This window comes from Alcaligenes faecalis (assembly GCF_009497775.1).
Lineage (GTDB): Bacteria > Pseudomonadota > Gammaproteobacteria > Burkholderiales > Burkholderiaceae_B > Alcaligenes > Alcaligenes faecalis_D.
Genome location: NZ_CP031012.1, coordinates 3,069,506 through 3,086,504 on the forward strand (window position 1 = coordinate 3,069,506; position 16,999 = coordinate 3,086,504).

Consider the following 16,999-nt stretch of genomic DNA (forward strand, 5'->3'; position numbering starts at 1 on the left):
GCTGCGTCTGTATAGCTCTGCTCTCAGAAACAAGGCTTGTATCAGCGCCCTCTCTCACCCCCGCACCCAGTAGCACCATGACAGCCACCCACCTTCCGTTTCGAACTTACTTGTACTTCCTGGCCCAATCCATCAACCTGACTACCGCCGTCATGTCCGTCACCATGGCGGCTCTGGTCGGTGGCAGTCTGGCTCCCGAACCGTGGCTGTCCACCGTGCCCTACGGTTTTCAGTTCCTGTTTGTGATGCTGTTCACGCTGCCAGCCTCCAGGCTGATGGCCGCCATAGGCCGGAAAAAATCCTTTTTGCTGGCCAGCCTGCCCTTGGCCGCCTCCGGTGTGGTCGGTTATTGGGCAATCGAAATGAAGCAGTTTTCCTGGCTGGTGGCCTCGCATGCCTTGCTGGGTATTTATATTGCCTTTGCCAACTTCAACCGCTTTGCCGCCACCGACGGACTGGGCAGCACGCTCAAACCGCGCGCTATCTCCCTGGTTGTGGCCGGAGGAGTGATTGCCGCCGTAACAGGCCCCTTGCTGATACGGGGTTTGAAAACCAGCAGCTTCGGGCCAGAGTTTGCCGCCTGCTATGCCGCCTTCACCTTGCTGGCTGTGATCTCCTTCATCCTGAATCTGTGCATCAAAGAAGTGCAGCCTGCCCAACAGACTGCTCGCAAGAAAGCGAATCGTGGCCAGACCTTGGGTCTGGTGCTGCATAACAAGACACTGGCCATTGCCATCTGCATCGCCGCAATCGGCTACGGCATCATGAATTTGCTGATGATTCAGGCGTCCATGCATATGTCCCATCTTCATGTGCATTTTTCAGACATCAGCACGGCGATTCAATGGCATGTGCTGGCCATGTTCGCCCCCTCTTTCTTTACCGGCATCCTGATCCAGAAGTTTGGCCTGAAAACCATTGCCATCACGGGCATTCTGCTTTTGCTCTTGAGCAGCCTGGTCAATATTGTTGGCCACAGCTATACGACTCTCAGCCTTTCCTTATTGATTCTGGGTTTGGGCTGGAACTTCACCTATGTGGGTGGCAGCGCCTTGCTGACAGAGACGCTGGAAGGCAAGCCGCAGTTTCTGGAAGTGCAGGGCTTAAATGATTTGGGTGTATCCATCTGCGCCACCCTGGGGGCGTTTGCACCGGCCTTTCTGTTCAGCTTTGCAGGCTGGGGCGGCACCAATATTCTGTCCGCCCTTATCTGCCTGCTGCTGTTGCTCCTGTCGCTGATTTATATACAGCCCACAAAAACCGGTAAGCCCTAGAGCCGGGCCTGCCCAGATCTCCACAGCCTGCTCATTCCCAATGAAATCGCCGCATCCCTGCCTGGGAAGCGGCGATTTTTTACGTCGGTCTCAATAATCGTAAGCCATGAAAATCAGATAGTTCTTAATTTTTAGCCCGAGTCTGCATGTTCCAATTTCTGCACCCAACAAGCCAATGCAATCTGCTTTTCTAAAGGTCCAAAACAAGGAGTCTGGACCCCGTGTTTTCAAGGCTTGCAGCAACGCTCGAATTCAATACTCGTCCCCAAAAGAATCTGAATAAAGATAGTCGAACGTATCGAGGAGTTTATGCGATTCACCTTTCCCGGCGCGGCCATTGTGGCCGCCTTTGTTTTATCTGCCTGCCAAACAACCGCTCCTGTTCACAACGCCCCGGAGACCAGTGCACCCAGCAAAGAGGACAAGTGTTATCAGGAATTCGCTGCACTCAAGGAGCTGGACCCTGTTGCCTACGAAAAGTACCGGCAGCAAATGCGGACCATAGACGCGAACTTCGGGATCTATAAAAGCAATGCAGCACTGATTGATGAAAACGCCTCAGAAATCATGCTGACTGAAGTCAACAAGATGCTTTCTCTGGTTTGTGTCCGAATTAATAACGCCGTCTATTCCAATATGATGGATCGCGTTCAGAGCCTGAACAAGCTATGAGAAAGTACTTCAACGCAGCACTCTGCTGCAGCTTGCTGCTGTTTTATGAGGCTTCCCACTCGGTAGGAACGGGCCTGCTGGACCGCCTGGCTCACGAAAATATCATTGGGGATGGCCTGCCCAGACCGCAAGGGAATACAGGCTCGGCTCCAGCCAGCGCCCTACCCTCTACAACAGTTCAGGTCGAGAACAATGCCTTGCTTAGAAACGAGCTGCATCAGGCCAATACACAGCTGATTGCCTTGCAGCAACGCTTGTCGGATACCGAAAACCTGAACAGCCAGCTGCAACAACAATTGCAGCAACTACAGGCAGAACCGGACGGCTCTCTGGTCCTGGCTCCTATTGCTATTGATCAGGAACAGAACCAGGCCAGGATCAAGGAATTAAGCCAGCGTCTGGAAGAGGAACTGAATCAGAAACATGCTTTGGCATCGGAGCTGGAAAGCCTGCAAAGAATCCAAAGCCAGGACCTGTCCAATGGCCAGTCACAGGACAACAAGCTTGCCGCAACCGCGACTGAAATCGCCGCGCTTAAAAAAGAAATTGATGAGCTGAAAGAGGCGAAACAGGACTTGCAGCACCGGCTGGTTGCACAGGCGCTGAATTCAAGCAAGAATGAACCCACAGGCTCGCCCCGGCGCATGATTGTGAATGACGCCGCCTCGCCAGACATTCGCCTTAGCTACGCCATCGGTGCCTGGTATGCGGACAGTGCACCGCACGAGACGCAGAAGCTGGCCAGCATTGGCAAACAGCTGGACTTGCAAGCCTTCTCCCAGGGCTTTAGCGACAAGATCGACCAGCGCCTGCAATTGTCCTCCAGCATCATTTCTATAGAGCTGGCCAACGTCGACAAACTATTGGAACAGGCCATGCTGTCCAAGAACGAGAAGCAGGCCAAATCGGTTCTGGCAGCAGCGGGAGCGGAAAAGGGGGCAGTCAAACTGCCGGATGGAGTGGTCTACAAGATTCTGAACAAGGGCAAGGCACCGATGGTGAGTGCCAGCAGCGATATCTTGTTTGAGCTTGATGAGGAACTGGGCACGGGGGAAATCCTGGCCGCCAGAGAAACCAAAACCAGCCTGACCGTGGACCTGCCGCCGCTTTTCCAGGACATCGTCAAACAACTGGGGATTGGTGGCTCTGCCCGCATCCATGTCCCTATCACGGAGGCCCATGCCGCTACCGGTGTGCCACCCGGCTCGGTGTCGATCACGACGATCAAGATTATTGGTGTGAAATAAAACAAATGCCGGTACTCGCATAAAAACGAGCACCGGCATCAGGACAGCTTTGAACACAAACCTGCGGCAATGGCTCCATCCATCAAAGCAACAGAGCCACCACCGCTATCGCTTACTTGGCGGTATAGCCACCATCGGCAACCAGACATGCACCTGTCATGAAGCTGGCCCCTTCCGAGAGCAGAAAGGCAATCGTATGCGCAATCTCGTCAGAATGACCCAGGCGACCAATAGGATGCTGAGTCACCAGATTGGCACGCGCGGCCTCGTCATAGTCTGACAGGATGGGCGTATCCACATAGCCGGGGTGAATCGTATTGATGCGTATGCCCTTGGACGAATACTCCAGCGCCGCCGCACGACTCAGGCCCACTACCCCATGCTTGGCCGCGTTATAGCCGGGCAAGCGTGCATTGGACACCAGCCCCATGATGGACGACATATTCACAATCGCCCCACCACCAGCCGCCAAAATAGCCGGGATCTGATAACGCAAACCGTAGGCCACGCCATTCAGATTGGTATCAATCAGGTTGTGCCAATCGTCCAGATCCATCTCGCCCACCGGCTTGGAGCCACCCAGAATGCCTGCATTATTCACCGCAAAATGCAGGGCACCGAAGTTCTCGATGGCGTAATCCACCAGTGCCTTCACCTGATCCGGCTTGGTCACGTCCGTTACTTTCGCAACGGCCTTGCCACCGGCTTTTTCAATATCCTTGACCACCTCGTCCAGCGCACTTCGATTCCGACCCGATACCACCACAGACAAACCATTCGCAGCCAGCAGGCGGGCTGTTGCGGCACCAATACCCGAAGTAGCGCCGGTAACCAAAGCAGAGTGACCAGAGAATGAATACTTCATTGTGGAACTCCTTCAAAAAATAGGCCCCGCTCAAAGTGGGGGCCCGGATTTTCGCTGGCTAGTCTTGGATTGAGGTACTGATTTTGTTCTCGCAGCGACGTGATCCCCAACTTAACGAGAGGTGTAACCCCCATCAGCCACCATGCACGCGCCCGTCATGAAGCTGGCACCGTCCGAGAGCAGGAAGGCGATAGCGTGGGCAATTTCATCGGCATGGCCCAAACGGCCAATCGGGTGCTGGGCTACCAACGCTGCACGAGCCGCATCATCAAAGCCCGACAGAATGGGTGTATCCACATAACCGGGATGGATGGTGTTGATGCGTATGCCTTTGGCGGAATATTCCAGTGCGGCAGAACGGCTCAGGCCAATCACCCCGTGTTTGGCGGCGTTGTAGCCGGGCAAAGTGGGGTTGGCCACCAGGCCCATGATGGACGACATATTGACGATAGCGCCCCCGCCTGCGGCCAGAATGGCGGGAATCTGATAGCGCAGACCATAAGCCACGCCGTTCAGATTGATGTCGATCAGGCGACGCCAACCGTCCAGATCCATCTCGCCCGCCGGGCCGGAATCCCCGCCCACACCAGCGTTATTGACCGCAAAGTGCAAGGCACCGAAATGCTCGATAGCGCAATCGACAGCGGCTTTCAACTGATCGGGCTGGGTGACATCGGCCACATTCGCCACGGCCTTGCCACCGGCCTGCTCAATTTCCTTGACCACGGCTTGAACCGCGTCGGCCTGTACGTCAGACACCACAACCGACAGGCCATTGGCCGCCAGCAGGCGGGCCGTAGCGGCACCGATACCCGAGGCGGCGCCCGTTACCAAAACAGAGTGGCCGGAAAATGAATACTTCATACTGAAAACTCCTTCAAAAATTCACTGAAGCCAAGTCTCAAGACTTGCGCTGACGAGTCCGGGACGCCGCGCCCGTGCTGGCAGGCTTGGTGACAGCCTTGCCATGCCTGGATGCTGGCGACGAACTCGTTGCAGACTTGGCGGCCGATTTGCTCGCTGGCGAGGCTGGTGCTGACTTGGCGGCTGGCTTTGTTGCCGGCTTTGTAGCTGCGCTTGCCGGACCAGGCTTGGCTTCTGCACTGGCGGCCTTGGCAGGTGCGCTGGCAGCAGGCTTGCTTGCAGCTTGCTCTGTGGGAAACAGAGATCCAGAAGCAGACGACGTAGCAGCGGGCTTAGTAGCTGAACCTGTAGCAGGTCGTGCTGCTGAGCTAGTCGTTGCAGACTTGGGGGCTGGCGATTTGCTTGCCGCCGGGGCCGCCAAGCTTGAAGCCCCTGATGCTGGACTCCCGGCAGCGCTGGTCGCTTTACCCGTTTCCTTGTTAGCCTCTACCGACTTGGCCTGGGGTTTGGCCGCCTCTGCTTTTGCTGCGGCACCGACTTTGGTATCACCCACGGCGCGAGCAGCAGGCTTGTCAGCTGCGGGCTTGGCTGCCGCTTGAGCCGGAATACCTGCCGAGGTCTGAGCAAGCGGTTTTGTCGCTGGCTTGGCAACTGGTTTCACTGGTGCTGCTGTTTTAGCCGTCGTATCTGCTGACGATGTACCCGTCGATTTCGCGGCCGTTTTCTTTGCTGGCTGGGCCGTCGTCGGCTTTACTGACGCAGGAGCAACCGACTTATTGGCCACTGCTGGCGTCGTTTTAGCAGCGGCCTTTGTTGCGGCCTTGCTTGCTGTTTTGGCAACGGGCTTGGTGTCTGCACTGCTCGACTTCCCGCCCTGCTCCTGCTGTTTGGCGGCTGCCTCGAACAAGCCCAACACTTCTTCCGACGCCTTGACCACTGCTTCGGGAGCGGCATCCTGCTCGTCAATGGCGCTGATCAGTTTCTTGATCAGGGACGCCACCAGACGGATTTCCTCTGGCGTATGTTTGCTCAACAAATGCGGAATCGCTTCTACCGCTTTATGGCCGTGATGCGCCAGCACCAAAGCCTGCTCGCGGATCGCAGCACGCATTTTTTCAATATCAAAATTGCCCGTGTCGTACTGCTCGCGCAGACGCATGGCAGCATGGTGATAACGCTCGTCCACGCTGTTGCGCTGTTTGGCGATATGGAACAAACCGCGCAGTGCCGCTTCCAGCAAACCGCCTTCGTTCAACAAACCGTCCAGTCTGTGCATTTGCTGACGCACAAACGCCAGATGTTCAGGCGAGCTGCCAGGATGCGGGCGTGCCGGCACAGAATCACCCGGAGCGTGGCCCGCCAGGGCCATCAGCAAAGGCGAACCGTACACCGTGTCGAACCAGATCTGATAGATGCTGTCGCGACGGTCCCGGTAATTATTCAAGACCCGTTCCATAGCCTGGGAGAAATTCTCCTGCGCTTCCAGGAACAGATTATCGTCATCCACAGTCTGGCGCTGCTGGCTGATGTTCTCGGCCCATTGATGAATCGTGGCAGCCCAAGGGTGGGCGCTGGTCCAGGACTCGTAGGACAGACGCATAGGGTGCAGCGCTTCCAGCAATGCCGCGGTATACGGCGTGGACAACGCTTTGACCCACGGTTGCAAGGTGCTCTTGTAGAAAGCCAGGTTGATTTCCGACAAGCGTGCAGCCGCTGCAAAGCGGCGGTCTGATTCAGGATCTGGCTGCACAATCTCGGCAATTTCCGCCAGATTGCTTTGACGCACCGACATCAAATAGGGGTCGTTCAGCAAGGTGTCGTCATCAGGTGTTTCTTCAACGGTGGCCCGATAAATACCGGCAGGCAACAGATCAATCTGGTCAATGGTGCTGGCAAATTTGCGGTGCTCCTTGCTACCCACACTGCCGGACACAAAAATACCCAAATGCCCGATACGGTCATGGGTTGTGAACACGATGGTCTGGTCGTGACTGCGTACATCGTCGTCATCCAGATACAGATCGGTAATCCAGCCCAAAGCCTGTGCAGGCGGCGTGATGTTGTCGCCAAAGGAGCTGAACACCACAATGGGCGAACGGATATTGCGCAGGTCGATACGGATGCCGTCCGAGGTCATCAACTGAGCCGTAGACAGCTTGTTGCCGATGAACAGGTTATCCACGATGTACTGCATTTCCACATCGTTCAGGAACACATAACCGCCCCAGTACTTCTCGAAGCCGATATAGCGTTCGGCCTCGGTGTCGGCCTTGGCATACACGTTGTACTGCTTGGACCACAAGGTATTGGCAGGGTCCAGGTTTTCAAAGTTCTTGACCAGCCACGCGCCATCAAAACGGCCATTGCCCAGGTCGCTGGTCATGGCAGTCAACCAACTGCCGCCCAGCAAACCACCGGCATAACGCATGGGGTTGCGACCAGCCCAGTAGGACACGGGGGCCCCGGCCAGAATCAGAGGGCCAAACAGCTCCGGCCAGACAGCGGCGGCCATCATGACCTGCCAGCCTGCCTGACAATTGCCGATCACCACCGGCTTGCCCTGACTTTCCGGATGCAGCTCGGCCGCTTTGCTGACAAAGGCAGCATGGGCACGCATCACATCCTCGACCGTCTGGCCGGGAATGGGGTCGGGTAAGAAGCCGACGAAATAGCAAGGGTGCCCTGCTTGCAGCGCGGCACCGATTTCACTGTCGGACTTGAAGCCACCGATCCCCGGCCCATGCCCCGCCCGGGGGTCCACCACCAGGAAAGGACGTTTGCTGGGATCGGTAGGCTGATCTTCCGGTGCCAGAATGCGCACCATCAGATAGTTGACGGGTCGGGGAAGAGTCAGACCCGACATGACCAGTTCAGCCGGGAAGTTCAGCACATTCGGCACTTCAACCTTGCGTTGGGCCTGATACTGATCCCCGACCTGACGCTCGATATCAGCATACAGAATGGCGCGCTGCCAGGCGTCCACAAAGTACGAGGAGACGGTCTGACCCAGGTTCCAGGGATTCATCATCCAAGGGGACCAAGCCGTGCTGTCGTCACGAGACTTATCTGTCATCATCTTCTCCCTTCAATCTGCTATCTGTTCAAGCGGCCTCAATGGCAATCGCTACGCCTTGACCACCGCCAATGCACAAGGTGGCCAGACCTTTCTGGGCACCACGGCGACGCATTTCATGAACCAGAGTCACCAGCACGCGCGCACCGGAAGCACCAATGGGGTGACCCAAAGCGATGGCACCGCCATTGACGTTGACCTTGTTCATATCCCACTGCAAGTCTTTGGCCACAGCCAGCGACTGGGCGGCAAAGGCTTCATTGGCTTCGATCAGGTCCAGCTGATCCAGTTCCCAACCCACCTTTTTCAAGACCTTGCGGCTGGCCGATACAGGCCCAATACCCATGATGGCCGGGTCTACACCCGTGCTGGCCCAGCCACGAATCCAGGCCAGAACGGGCAGGCCCAATTCCTTGGCTTTTTCTGCGCTGGCCAGCAATAGCACGGCTGCGCCATCGTTAATGGTGGATGCATTGCCCGCTGTGACCGTGCCCTCTTTCTTGAAGGCGGGACGCAGCTTGGCCAGAGACTCCAGGGTGGTTTGTGCGCGTGGTTGCTCGTCGGCCTCAACACGGACTGGGTCGCCCTTGCGCTGGGGCACGTCGATCGGGGTGATCTCGTCCTTGAAACGCCCGGCCTCCATGGCGGCCACGGCTTTACGCTGGGACTCCACCGCAAAAGCATCCTGCTGTTCGCGGGTGATGCCGTAACGCTCGGCCAGGTTTTCTGCCGTGATACCCATGTGGTAGTTGTGGAAGGCGTCGGTCAAACCGTCACGCAGCAAGGTGTCGTCCATCATGGCGTGGCCCAGACCCAAGCCGGTACGTGCCTTGTGCACAACAAAGGGAGCCAGGCTCATGCTTTCCTGACCCCCAGCCAGCACCAGATCGGCATCGCCCAGGGCAATGGCCTGTGCCGCCAGATGCACGGCTTTCAAACCCGAACCGCAAAGCTTGTTCAGGGACATGGAGGGGACTTCATAAGGCAGACCGGCGTTCACGGCGGCCTGACGGGCCGGGTTCTGGCCAGCTCCGGCGGTCAGAATCTGGCCCAGAATAACTTCATCAATCTGCTCGGCTGCAACGCCCGTGCTCTGGAGCACGGCACGGATCAGTTGTGCGCTCAAATCGTGGGCGGGCACCGTAGACAGCCCCCCTTGAAAGCGGCCGATGGGGCTACGAGTCGCAGCAACAATTGCGATATCTTTGTGCATATCCATTCCTTTCATAAGTCGCAGGCCCGACAAGCGGGCCCATACAGACAGCAGCCGAACAGGGTCGGGCTTAGTACATATGCTGGCCGCCATTCATGGCGACATTACTACCTGTCATAAATCCGGCTGCTTCGCTGGCAATAAACGTCACCAAAGCGGCAATTTCCTCGGGCTTGCCCAGACGGCCAACCGGAATGCCCGCGATAATGCTGTTACGCACATCTTCAGGCACGGCCATGACCATTTGCGTAGCCAGATAGCCGGGGGAAATCGTGTTTACCGTCACGCCCTTGCGCGCCACTTCCTGAGCCAGCGCCTTGGTAAAGCCGTGCATCCCTGCCTTGGCGGCCGAGTAGTTGGTTTGACCGAACTGCCCCTTGCTGCCATTGATGGACGAGATATTGATGATCCGGCCCCAGGTACGCTCCAGCATGCCGTCAATAAAGGGCTTGGTCACGTTGAATACCGAGTCCAGATTGACGCGCAGCACGTCATCCCACTTGTCCTTGCTCAGCTTGCGGAACGTGCCATCGCGCGTAATACCGGCGTTATTGATCAGGATGTCGACCTGCAGGCCATCCTTCTCAATGGCTTGTGCCATTTGCTGGCACGACTCGAAGTCGGCCACATCAACGTGATAGCCCTGAAACACATAACCTGCATTGGCCTGCTCTTTAAGCCAGACCTGGGCATCGGCCTCGCTGCGCGAGTGAGTCACCAGGACTTGGTGGCCCGCATCATGCAGGGCACGGGCGATCTCTTGACCCAGACCGCCCATCCCACCTGTCACCAACGCCGTGCGTTTAACCGTAGACATACCGCTTATGCTCCCTTTTTAGTGTCAGAGGCGCTGGCAGCATTTGCCCAAGGTGCGCCCCACTGCTTGAAAATATCCATCATTGGCACGGCTGCGCTGGTATTGCTGACCACCGTCATGACCGACTTCTGCCAGGCTTCCAGTGCTTCCTGCAAACCGGAGGTGAACTCGGTCTGGTTCTGGATGGCCAGCTGATTGACGGTCTGGCTGTCGTTGACGCCGTGCTGGAACAAGCGCCAGAACGTGTCGGCCGGCAAAGTCGCCAGGGACTGCCAGTTGCCGGTTTGCAGCAGGCCTTCAATTTCGGCCGTGGTCTGCTCCATGCTCCTCATGCTGCTTTTCTGTACGGACTCCAACCAACGGTGACCGCCCTCCTGCAGCAGGCGCGTGATACGCAGTTGCAACTCAACATTGGCCTTGTACAGATCCAGGGGAAGTGTCTCCATGCTCATCGAAATCTCCTTAAAGGAAAAAAGTGCCCCCTGACGGGGCCCAGTCCATCAAGCCATCTGAGAGATGGTGTTACGAAAACGCCGCAGCGACAGAACGAACAAAGCCGTCCCGATCACCAGCAGGGCTAAAAAGGGTTGCCACACGGTTTCAAGACCCGCGCCGCGGAACAAAATGGCCTGCCCCAGCGACACGAAGTGCGTGGTGGGGGCCAGTTGCATCAGGTTCTGAACAATTTCCGGCATGCTTTCGCGGGGGGTACGACCGCCCGAGAGCAAGTTCATGGGCAGCAAGGTCAGCATCAGGAGCAAACCGAATTGCGGCATGCTGCGCGACAAGGTAGCCAGATAAATGCCCATGGAAGTCATGGCGAACAAACACAGCACCGCGCCGCACAAGAACAGCGGGATAGAGCCTTCAATCGGCACACCCAAAACACCGCGCACCACAAAGTTCAGCGAGGCCGCCGTTGCCACCAGGACCACCAGACCCATGGCCGTCACCTTGGACGCCATGATCTCGCCGGGAGTAACCGGCATCACCAGCAAGTGTTCGATGGTGCCGTGCTCCCGTTCCCGAATCAGGGCTGCCCCGGTGAGAATGATGGACAACATGGCCACCGAGTTGATGACCTCGGCAATACTGCCGAACCAGGCTTTTTCCAGCGTGGGGTTAAAGCGTATCCGCAAGGCCAGATCTACCGGCAAGGCATCAATGCTGCGATAGCGCCGCACGAACTCGTTGACCTCACCCATCACCACCTGCTGGATGTAGTTATTGCCGGTAAAGGCCTGACTCATGCGGGTGGCGTCAATATTCAACTGCACTTCCGGGCTGCGTCCGGCCAGCACATCGCGCTGGAAATTTGGCGGAATATTCAGCACAAAGGTGAAGGCGCCGGTATCCATGCCCGAGTCCATTTCGCCGTACTCGATCATGCGCGGGTGAATGAACTCCGGCGGATAGAAAGCCGAGGTAATACGCGCGGACAAGGGGCTTTGGTCCTGATCCACAATTGCAATGGGCGCATTGTTCAGGGTTTCGGGCTGAGCCGTGGCCGAGGTGTAAATCGAGACCGAAAACACGTACACAATGAGCAGCAACATCATGGGGTCACGCGCCAGACTCCACAGTTCCTTGCGACCCAGCAACAGCACATTCTTGAGTTTTCTCATCTCACTTCTCCTGCTTTTTCAGCAGCATGACCGCCGCACCCAGGACTACCGGAATCGCCAGCGCCAAGGCCAGCAAGGCCCCATGCAAATCCGAGAAAGTCAGAGCCTTGTTAAATACCCCACGGCTGATGTTGAACATATGCGTAGCCGGGTAAATTTCACCTGCCCAGCGACTGATCCCTTCCATGGAAGACACGGGGTTGAGCAAACCCGAGATCTGCACGGCGGGCAGCATAGTGCCGATCATGGCGAAGAACATGGCCGCAATCTGGCTCTGGGTCACCGTGGAGGCCACCAGACCCATGCCGGTCGAAATCACGCAGAACATCAAGGTGGCCACACTCAAGGTCAGGAAACTGCCCTTGATAGGAACGTCAAAGACCGTGATTGCCAGCAGACACATGCATAAAAAGTTGATCATCGCCAGGCCGATATAGGGAATCTGCTTGCCCAGCAAGAACTCCACTCGCGTCACTGGCGTGACGTACAGATTGATGATGGAACCCAGTTCTTTTTCACGCACCACCGATAGCGCCGTCAGCATGGCCGGCAGCATCAACAAGAGCACCGGAATCACGGCGGGAACCATGGCGGGCAAACTCTTGACGTCCGGGTTGTAGCGGTAACGGTCCTGAATACTGGCGGGAACCACCAGGGCCCCTGCCCCCAGGCGTTCCTTGGCCTGTGTAATCAGCCATTGCTGGTGCATGGCTTTCACATAGCCCTGAATCGTCTCGGCGCGGGTAGGCATGGAACCATCCACCCAGGCGGCAATTTCAGGCTTGCTACCACGTAGAACATCACGTCCAAAACCGGGGGGAATTTCAATGGCCAGGGCAATCTTGCCGCGCCGCATTCTGTCGTCCAGATCCTGATAATCCGTCAGCGGCGGCTGCTCCAGAAAGTAGCGTGAGCCGGACAGGTTCAAGGCGTAGTTCTGACTGATACTGGTTTGATCCCGGTCCAGCACGGCGTAGCGCAAATCCTCTACGTCCAGCGTGATACCGAAGCCCATCACAAACAGCAAGATCAGGGAACCGGCCAAGGCCAAGGTGGCACGCACCGGGTCGCGACGCAGTTCCAGCGCTTCGCGCCAGGTGTAGCTCAATAGACGCTGCAAGCTGAAACGGTCGCGCTTGTCGCTATGCGCCTGCTCGGGGGCGACCACGGCTTGTTCGGGATCGGCTTCCACTTCCGGCTCGGGGCCGCTGGCTTCCAGCAAGTAGCCGATAAAGGCTTCTTCCAGATCCGCCGCACCCCGTTTTTTCACCAGATTGGCGGGCGTGTCACTATCGAGCACCTTACCGGCGTGCATCATGGACATGCGGTCGCAACGCTCGGCCTCGTTCATGAAGTGGGTCGAGATAAAAATCGTGACCTTGTCACGACGCGACAGCTCGATCAGCAAACGCCAGAAATTATCCCGAGCCACCGGGTCCACGCCGGAGGTCGGTTCGTCCAGAATCAGCAGTTCTGGCTTGTGCACCATGGCCACGGCCAAGGACAAACGCTGACGCATGCCCAGAGGAATCGCATCGGGCAGGCGGTCCAGAATCTGGCCCAGCTCAAAACGCTCCACCATTTCAGCCACACGGCCTTCCACCTCGTCCTCGGGGACGTGGAACAGCTGGGCGTGCAGCACCAGGTTTTGTCGGACCGTCAACTCGCTGTACAGGGAGAAAGCCTGCGACATATAGCCCACGCGACGGCGGGTATCAATGTCCTTGGGGTTCACCTCGTGCCCGAACAGCCAGGCCTGACCTTCAGACGCAGGCAGCAGCCCGGTCAGCATCTTCATGGTGGTGGACTTGCCGCAACCATTCGAGCCCAGAAAGCCGAAAATCTCGCCACGTCGGATTCGGAAGGACACATTGTCCACGGCGGTAAAGTCGCCAAAACGAATCGTCAGCCCTTCGGCTTCAATGGCGATATCGTCAGCATCCACATCCAGCGGCGGGATTTCTACAGCCTGGTGACCTTGGCGCTTGTCGTCCGGCAAGAGACGGATAAAGGCCTGCTCCAGACTCTTGCTTTCGGTACGCTCCAGCAATTCCTTGGGCGAACCCGTTGCCAGAATCTGGCCGTCATCCATGGCAACCAACCAGTCAAAGCGCTGGGCTTCATCCATATAGGCGGTAGCCACAATCACGCTCATGCCGGGGCGTTCGATGCGGATGCGCTCGATCAAATCCCAGAACTGCTTGCGGGCCAAAGGGTCCACACCCGTGGTCGGCTCGTCCAGCAGCAGAAAATCCGGGTCGTGAATCAGTGCGCAGCACAGCCCCAGCTTTTGCTTCATACCGCCCGAGAGCTTGCCTGCGGGCCGCGTCAGAAAAGGATGCAGACCCGTGCTGCGCGTCAGATCGTCAATTCGACGACGGCGCTCGGCCGCATCGTGTCCGAACAAACGGCCAAAAAACTGCAAGTTTTCTTCCACCGACAAGGTGGGGTACAAGTTCTTGCCCAGGCCTTGAGGCATGTAGGCAATGCGCGGGCAAATCTGGTCGCGATGGCTTTTTTCCGCCATATCGCCACCCAGCACTTCAATACGGCCTTCCTGAATCACGCGGGCACCGGCCAGCAGGGACAGCAAGCTGGACTTGCCCACGCCGTCAGGACCAATCAGTCCGACCATGCAAGCGGCAGGAACATCCAGGCTTAAACGATCCAGTGCGAGCGTGTCGCCATAACGCTGACTAAGCTCAACAACGCGAGCAACGGCCGCCGCTTGCTGCTTGGGCATGGTTTACTCCGTCAAGGTAGAAGTCAGCGACTCAGGCCAGCTGGCATTGGGGTCCAGCTTGACCCAGGCCACACCGGGCAAGCCGGTCTTGACTTGCTCCAGATGCTTTTTCAGCAGCTCGGGGGCGATCTGGGCCTTGACGCGGAACATCAGCTTTTGACGCTCCGAGGCTGTTTCCACACTCTTGGGGGTGAACTGAGCGGAGCTGGCCACGAAAGACACAGTGGCTGGAACCGGGATATCAGGAATGGCATCCAGCACCAGACGCACCTCGGTACCCAAAGCCACCTTGCCGGCTACTTCGCTAGGCAGGAAGAAGGTCATGTACACATCGGACAGGTCCAGCACATTCAGCACACGGCCACCGGCACCCAGCACTTCACCGGGTTGGGCAACACGGAATTGCACACGACCGTCGCGGGGGCTGACCAGCTTGCTGTCACGCAAGTCGGCTTCGATACGGGCGACATGTGCAGTGGCCGCTTCCACGGCAGACTGCGCGCCGATCAGCTGAGCTTTAGCGGCGTTAATAGCGGCTTCTGCGGCAGTGGCCTGGGCCTTGGTGGCGGCGACGGCAGCCTGGGCACCACGCACACGAGCGCGGTCATCATCCAGTTCCTGAGCCGAAGCGGCACCTTCCTTGGACAAGGTGGTGGAACGGGCCAGACGACGCTGGGCCGCATCCAGTTCCGACTCACGCTGACCAATCAGGGCTTTGGCGGCGATGGCATCGCTTTCACGCAAGGCCACTTGGGCCTGAGAGGCCGCCACATTGTTTTCTGCCTGACGCAAACCAGCCACGGCTTCGTCGCGGGCCGCTTCCAGACTGTCTTGCTGCATGATGGCGAGCACTTCGCCTTCTTTCACAAAGTCGCCCTCGTGAGCGGCAATGCTTTGGATACGTCCGGCAAACTTGGTGGAGATATCAATCTCGGTCGCTTCGATACGGCCATTACCGCTGACAAAGCCATCGCCAGGGCCGGTATTGGACATTTTCTGCCATGCCCACCAGCCCAGGCCCAGAACCCCGGCAACGATTAGGACAGGAACAAGATTTTTTTTCAAAGAAGATTGTTTGCTCATAGCTGGCTCGAGGATGGATCCGAAGTAGAGGAGTTATGGGTGTTGGTCAGGGGCTCGGAGGGGTCCAGCCCACCGCCCAAGGCGCTATACATGGCAATCTGGCTGGCCAGGAGCGCACGGCGCGTTTGCACCACTTGCTGCTCCACATCCAGCAAGTCACGCTGCGCATCCAGCACTTCCAGATAGGCGGCCGAACCGTTGTCGTAACGCATCTGTGCCAGACGGGCGCGCTCGGTCTGGGCGCCACGGGCAACCAGCTGAACGTCCAACTGCTGGCTTAACCAATGGCGAGTCGACAAGGCGTCTGACACTTCACGGAAGGCGGTTTGAATGGCTTTCTCGTACTCCGCGATACGCATGTCACGACGCACGTAGGAGGCGTCCAGATTGGCGCTGCGACGGCCACCGTCAAAGATAGGCAGTGAAATCGTGGGGGCGAACATCCAGGCTTTGCTGCCCGAATCAAACAGGCCATCCAGCTCGGCGCTGGCGGTGCCGAAGTTGCCGGTCAAGGCAATGCGGGGGAAGAAAGCGGCACGGGCTGCACCAATATTGGCATTGGCAGCACGCAGCTTGTGTTCAGCCGCAATAATGTCGGGACGCCAGACCATCAGATCGGACGGCAAGCCAGGGCTCAGCTCGGCCAGCATGATGTTTTCATTCAAGGGCGCGCCCGTTGGGGAAACACCCGGATCGGCACCCAGAAGCTGTTGCAAGGCATGCAGTTGCACCGCACGTTGCTGTTCCAGCTGGGCCAACATGGACTGGGCCTGCGTCAGCAAGGTTTGCACCTGTGTCACATCCAGCTTGGACGTTGCGCCTACTTCATAGCGGCGGGAGAAAATGCGGTAAGACTCCTGACGAGTCTCTACGCTTTTGCGGGCGATCTGCACACGCTCGTCCAGCTCGCGCACCACAATATAGTTATTGGCTACTTGCGAGACCAAAGCCACATGCACGGCCTGTCGGCCTGCCTCGGTAGCCAGCCAGCCTTGCAAGGCGGTATCTTCCAGGCTACGTACGCGGCCCCACAAGTCCAGCTCCCAACTGGTCAAACCAACCTGGGCACGGTAATCGCCACCTGTCACAGCCTGGCCGCTGGGGTTCATATCCCCCGGCACGCGCGAGCGGGCAGCCTGACCACCCACGGTAAATTCAGGAAAGCGTTCGCTGCGCTGCAAATTCAGCATGGCGCGGGCTTCGTCCACCCGTAAAACAGCCACGCGCATATCGCGGTTATTTTCCAGCGCAGTCTCAATGAGCTTGCTCAGAACCGGATCTTTAAAGTATTCGCGCCAGCCCAGATCACGCGCGCGCACAGCATTGGCTTGGCCGGCGGACAGGTCCGAGTAGGCTTGCGGAACGGGGGAAGCGGGCTGATCGTAATCGGGCGCCATCGAGGCACAACCCGCCAGGGTGACCAGCAAGGCAGCCAGCGCGAAATGAGGGCGACGCGCAGCGCTTCGGTGCTTGATACTCAAATCGTAGGTCTGTGGGGCCATTGGAAAAAATGCCTAATGAGA

12 protein-coding genes and 1 pseudogene are annotated in these 16,999 nt (G+C 57.7%); 3 read left to right on the plus strand and 10 right to left on the minus strand.

Features of this window, described 5'->3' with window-relative positions; translation table 11 throughout:
- Window positions 1-77 precede the first annotated feature (77 nt).
- The 3 genes from DUD43_RS14250 to DUD43_RS14260 all read left to right on the plus strand — a co-directional run bounded on the left by DUD43_RS14250 (window position 78) and on the right by DUD43_RS14260 (window position 3,193).
- On the plus strand, window positions 78-1,274 hold the full coding sequence (locus DUD43_RS14250; RefSeq protein ID WP_153230784.1) for an MFS transporter: 1,197 nt from the start codon (window positions 78-80) through the stop codon (window positions 1,272-1,274).
- 309 nt (window positions 1,275-1,583) lie between these two features.
- On the plus strand, window positions 1,584-1,946 hold the full coding sequence (locus DUD43_RS14255) for a hypothetical protein (protein ID WP_153230785.1): 363 nt from the start codon (window positions 1,584-1,586) through the stop codon (window positions 1,944-1,946).
- Window positions 1,943-3,193, plus strand: a complete 1,251-nt coding sequence (locus tag DUD43_RS14260) for an FKBP-type peptidyl-prolyl cis-trans isomerase N-terminal domain-containing protein (RefSeq protein ID WP_153230786.1) — start codon at window positions 1,943-1,945, stop codon at window positions 3,191-3,193. The genes DUD43_RS14255 and DUD43_RS14260 overlap by 4 nt, the downstream gene beginning before the upstream one ends.
- A gap of 112 nt (window positions 3,194-3,305) precedes the next feature.
- Here the strand turns inward: DUD43_RS14260 and DUD43_RS14265 are convergent, their stop codons facing one another.
- The 10 genes and pseudogenes from DUD43_RS14265 to DUD43_RS14310 all read right to left on the minus strand — a co-directional run bounded on the left by DUD43_RS14265 (window position 3,306) and on the right by DUD43_RS14310 (window position 16,978).
- On the minus strand, window positions 3,306-4,058 hold the full coding sequence (locus DUD43_RS14265) for an SDR family NAD(P)-dependent oxidoreductase (protein ID WP_153230787.1): 753 nt from the start codon (window positions 4,056-4,058) through the stop codon (window positions 3,306-3,308).
- Window positions 4,059-4,169: 111 nt separating this feature from the next.
- Entirely contained in the window at window positions 4,170-4,922 is a 753-nt protein-coding gene (locus DUD43_RS14270) for an SDR family NAD(P)-dependent oxidoreductase (protein WP_045930327.1), read from the minus strand.
- 784 nt (window positions 4,923-5,706) lie between these two features.
- Window positions 5,707-7,950 (minus strand): annotated as a pseudogene (locus tag DUD43_RS14275) (DUF3141 domain-containing protein); the annotation flags it as partial.
- 73 nt (window positions 7,951-8,023) lie between these two features.
- The gene (locus DUD43_RS14280; RefSeq protein ID WP_086061162.1) at window positions 8,024-9,208 is read right to left on the minus strand and encodes an acetyl-CoA C-acetyltransferase; all 1,185 of its coding nucleotides are present in this window, start codon (window positions 9,206-9,208) and stop codon (window positions 8,024-8,026) included.
- A gap of 70 nt (window positions 9,209-9,278) precedes the next feature.
- Window positions 9,279-10,025, minus strand: a complete 747-nt coding sequence (phbB, locus tag DUD43_RS14285; protein WP_153230788.1) for an acetoacetyl-CoA reductase — start codon at window positions 10,023-10,025, stop codon at window positions 9,279-9,281.
- A gap of 5 nt (window positions 10,026-10,030) precedes the next feature.
- Window positions 10,031-10,471 (minus strand): phasin family protein, encoded by a 441-nt coding sequence (locus DUD43_RS14290; RefSeq protein WP_416202927.1) that lies wholly within the window; start codon window positions 10,469-10,471, stop codon window positions 10,031-10,033.
- A 54-nt stretch (window positions 10,472-10,525) separates the two neighbouring features.
- Window positions 10,526-11,650, minus strand: coding sequence for an ABC transporter permease (locus DUD43_RS14295; RefSeq protein WP_153230790.1), 1,125 nt, complete (start codon window positions 11,648-11,650; stop codon window positions 10,526-10,528).
- A 1-nt stretch (window position 11,651) separates the two neighbouring features.
- The gene (rbbA, locus tag DUD43_RS14300; RefSeq protein WP_153230791.1) at window positions 11,652-14,393 is read right to left on the minus strand and encodes a ribosome-associated ATPase/putative transporter RbbA; all 2,742 of its coding nucleotides are present in this window, start codon (window positions 14,391-14,393) and stop codon (window positions 11,652-11,654) included.
- 3 nt (window positions 14,394-14,396) lie between these two features.
- Complete coding sequence (locus DUD43_RS14305) at window positions 14,397-15,476, minus strand: HlyD family secretion protein (protein ID WP_153230792.1); 1,080 nt, start codon at window positions 15,474-15,476, stop codon at window positions 14,397-14,399.
- Window positions 15,473-16,978 (minus strand): efflux transporter outer membrane subunit, encoded by a 1,506-nt coding sequence (locus DUD43_RS14310; protein WP_153230793.1) that lies wholly within the window; start codon window positions 16,976-16,978, stop codon window positions 15,473-15,475. The genes DUD43_RS14305 and DUD43_RS14310 overlap by 4 nt, the downstream gene beginning before the upstream one ends.
- Window positions 16,979-16,999 lie beyond the last annotated feature (21 nt).